The sequence below is a fragment of the Phenylobacterium sp. genome (assembly GCF_031425575.1).
Lineage (GTDB): Bacteria > Pseudomonadota > Alphaproteobacteria > Caulobacterales > Caulobacteraceae > Phenylobacterium.
Map to the genome: position 1 here is coordinate 1 of NZ_JANPJP010000059.1, position 3,341 is coordinate 3,341.

Sequence of the window (3,341 nt, forward strand, 5' to 3'; positions counted from 1 at the left end):
GGATTACGCCGGAGCTCGGCCCTATCGCCACCGGTCTCGGTGAGATCTTCATGTACACCATCGAGGCCAAGCCCGGCGCGCGCCGGCCCGACGGCCAGCTCTACACGCCCGAGGACCTGCGCACCCTGCAGGACTGGGTGATCCGGCCGCAACTGCGCAACACGCCCGGAGTCACCGAGGTCAACACCATCGGCGGCTTCGAACGGCAGTACCACGTCACCCCCCTACCGGAGCGGCTGTCGGCCTATGGCCTGACCATGACCGAGGTCATCGAAGCGCTGGGCCGCAACAACGCCAATGTCGGCGCGGGCTATGTCGAGCGCTTCGGCGAGCAGTACCTGGTGCGGGTTCCGGGCCAGGTCGCGGGGCTGGACGACCTCAAGGGGATCATCGTCAGCAACCGCGGCGGCGTGCCGATCCGGATCGCCGATGTGGCCGACGTCGGCATGGGCGAGGAACTGAGGACCGGGGCCGCCACCCAGGACGGCCGCGAAGTCGTGCTGGGCACGGTGTTCATGCTGGTCGGCGAGAACAGCCGCACGGTTGCGCGCGCCGCGGCCGCACGGCTCGAAGAGGCGGCCAAGGCGCTGCCCGCGGGAGTTTCGGCCGTACCGATCTACGACCGCACCGACCTCGTCGATCGCACCATCAGAACCGTCGAGACCAACCTGCTTGAGGGGGCGCTGCTGGTCATCGTCGTGCTCCTGCTGCTGCTCGGCAACATCCGCGCGGCGCTGATCACCGCCGCGATCATCCCGTTCTCCATGCTGCTGACCATCACCGGCATGGTGCAGACCCGGGTTTCCGGAAACCTGATGAGCCTGGGGGCGCTCGACTTCGGCCTGATCGTCGACGGGGCGGTGATCATCGTCGAGAACTGCCTGCGGCGGTTCGGCGAGGCCCAGCATCGTCTCGGCCGGGTGCTGACCCGTGACGAACGCTTCAGTCTGGCGGCCACCGCCACCGACGAGGTGATCGGCCCGTCGCTGTTTGGCGTGCTGATCATCACCCTGGTCTATGTGCCGATCTTCGCCCTGACCGGGGTGGAGGGGAAGATGTTCCATCCGATGGCGATCACCGTCGTCATGGCCCTGAGCGCCGCCATGGTGCTGTCGCTGACCTTCGTTCCCGCCGCCGTGGCCCTGTTCGTCACCGGCAAGGTCGCGGAGACCGAGAGCCCGGTGATGCGCGGCGCGCGGCGGTTCTATGAGCCGGCCCTGGCCTTCGCCCTGCGGATGCGCGCCGCCGTCGTGGCCGGGGCGGTGATCCTGGTGCTGTTGGCCGGTTTCGCGGCGAGCCGGATGGGCTCGGAGTTCATTCCGAACCTCGACGAGGGCGACATCGCCATGCACGCCCTGCGTATCCCGGGCACCAGCCTTAGCCAGGCGGTCCAGATGCAGGCCGCGCTGGAAGCCCGCATCAAGCGTTTCCCGGAGGTCGAGCGGGTTGTGGCCAAGATCGGCACCGCCGAGGTGGCGACCGATCCGATGCCGCCCTCGGTCGCCGACACCTTCATCCTCCTGAAGGACCGGAAGGACTGGCCCGACCCGCGCAAGCCCCGAGCCGAGCTGGTCGAGGAACTGCGGGCCGCCGTGGCCCAGGTGCCGGGCAATAACTATGAGTTCACCCAGCCGATCCAGATGCGGTTCAACGAGTTGCTGTCGGGCGTCCGCGCCGATGTGGCGGTCAAGGTGTTCGGCGACGACCTCGACCAGCTCCTGACGATCGGCAATGAGTTGAAGGCCGTCGTGGAGGGCGTCGACGGCGCCCAGGACGTCGGTGTCGAGCAGATCACCGGCCTGCCGGTGCTGCAGATCACTCCCGACCGCGCCGCGCTCGCCCGGCTGGGGCTGAACGTCCAGGACGTGCAGGACGTCGTCGCCACCTCCCTGGGCGGCGCGGTGGCCGGGCAGGTGTTCGAGGGCGACCGGCGCTTCGATATCGTCGTCCGACTGCCGGAGCCCCTGCGGCGAAACGTCGATGAGATCGGCCGCCTGCGGGTGCCGCTGGCCGCGACCGGCGATGGCCCGCGCGGTTTCGTGCCGCTCGCTGACGTCGCCAAGATCGAGGTGGAGATCGGTCCCAACCAGATCAGCCGCGAGAACGGCAAGCGCCGGGTGGTGGTCACCGCCAATGTGCGTGGCCGCGACCTGGGCTCCTTTGTCCAGGAGGTGCAGCGGAAGGTCGGCGCCGAGGTGGAGGTCCCGAGCGGCTACTGGATCACCTATGGGGGCACCTTCGAGCAGCTGATCTCCGCGGCCAAGCGCCTGCAACTCGTGGTGCCGGCGGTCCTGTTGCTGATCTTCGGCCTGCTCTACGCCCTGTTTCGCTCGGCCAGGGACGCGGCGATCGTGTTCTCCGGCGTGCCCCTGGCCCTGACCGGCGGGGTGGCGGCCCTGCTGCTGCGCGGCCTGCCGCTGTCGATCTCGGCGGCGGTGGGCTTCATCGCCCTGTCGGGGGTGGCGGTGCTCAACGGGGTGGTGATGGTGAGCTTCATCCGCAACCTGGCAGCCGAGGGTCGCCCCCTCGACGCGGCGATCTCCGAGGGCGCCCTCACCCGACTGCGGCCGGTGCTGATGACCGCCCTGGTGGCCAGCCTGGGCTTCGTGCCCATGGCCTTCAATGTGGGCGCGGGCGCCGAGGTGCAGCGTCCGTTGGCCAGCGTGGTGATCGGGGGGATCATCTCCTCGACGATCCTCACCCTGCTGGTGCTGCCGGCCCTCTACCGCATGGTGCATGGGCGCCGGGCTGCGCGGGATGGCGCGGCCAGGTGATCTGGACGCCGGTCCCCCGTGAGCTTTAGAGCGGCGCCTTCATCGCGCAGACGGTCGCGGCCAGTTGCTGGAAGCCAGGGGTGTAGGAGGTCCAGGGCGCGGCGGGGGCGGGGTTGGCCGGATAGAGCATGGCGCCGTCCTGGGCGTAGTTGGCGCCGCTGATATAGGTCGCCGTCTTGGCCTGGCAGTCGAAGGCCACCTTGTGGATCGACCAGGCCACCGGGGTGGGATTAGCGCCGAAATTGGTGGGGGTGGCGTAGAGGGTCTGGACCGAGGTGGTCTTCACCGCACCGTCGATGGCGATCTCGCCGGAGGTGAAGGACCAGGCGGCGAAACTGTCGCGCGCGACGCCTTCGTAATAGGGCGCGGCGGCCGCCTGCAGGGCGAGGGTGAGGCCGGCGGCCAGGATCAGGGGCCCCATCACTCGGCCACCAGACCGGCGGCTTCCATGACCCCGTTGGGGCCCGGCACGCCGGTGACCGTGACCGACATGGTGCCGCTGCCGCCGCCGTTGTCCTGCACGTTGAAGACCACGATGTTGGGCTGCTTGAGGGTGATGAGCTTGAC

At 69.2% G+C, this 3,341-nt stretch carries 2 protein-coding genes; one reads left to right on the forward strand and one right to left on the reverse strand.

Features of this window, described 5'->3' with window-relative positions; translation table 11 throughout:
• The coding region (locus RMO97_RS03490; protein ID WP_310539155.1) for a CusA/CzcA family heavy metal efflux RND transporter at positions 1-2,774 on the forward strand (2,774 nt) is incomplete at its 5' end.
• Between the two features lie 25 nt (positions 2,775-2,799).
• On the opposite strand, the gene RMO97_RS03495 is transcribed toward RMO97_RS03490, so the two are convergent.
• Entirely contained in the window at positions 2,800-3,195 is a 396-nt protein-coding gene (locus RMO97_RS03495; RefSeq protein ID WP_310539156.1) for a hypothetical protein, read from the reverse strand.
• Positions 3,196-3,341: the final 146 nt, after the last annotated feature.

Coding starts and splice junctions, on each gene's coding strand:
- RMO97_RS03495 (WP_310539156.1), bottom strand. CDS start 3,195: ATGGGGCCCCTGATCCTGGCCGCCGGCCTCACCCTCGCCCTGCAGGCG.